Raw genomic sequence first — 408 nt, 5'->3', positions numbered from 1 at the left:
TGGGGGGACGCAGAAGTGAAAGGTCAGCCCGGTTTTGATTGTCCGGGTTTAAGTAAGTAGGGGGTCCTGGTAGGCAAATCCGCCGGGACTTAACCCCGAGATACGAATAGGAGGGCCTAGCCCATAAACTGACCCTAATCATGCTGCCAAGAAAATCCTCTAAACAAGATGACAGGGTAACCGTACCACAAACCGACACAGGTAGGCGAGATGAGTATTCTAAGGTGCTTGGGTGAATTCCAGTTAAGGAACTCGGCAAATTGACCCCGTAACTTCGGGAGAAGGGGTGCCTCGATTAGATGAAATCTCCTTAGGGCAGATGGAGTCGAAAGAGGCCGCAGTGAAATGGCTCGGGCGACTGTTTACTAAAAACACAGGTCTCTGCTAAGTCGTAAGACGAAATATAGG

General features: G+C 50.0%; 1 rRNA gene (running past one end of the window). It reads left to right on the top strand.

Annotation, left to right across the window (positions count from 1 at the left end):
* A 23S ribosomal RNA gene (locus tag EYO21_00165) occupies nucleotides 1–408 on the top strand (its annotated part continues 1,091 nt past the right edge of the window); the annotation flags it as partial.

Source organism: Candidatus Neomarinimicrobiota bacterium (assembly GCA_012964825.1).
Taxonomy (GTDB): Bacteria; Fidelibacterota; Marinisomatia; order Marinisomatales; family S15-B10; genus UBA2125.
This window is presented reverse-complemented; position numbering and strand designations above follow the sequence as displayed.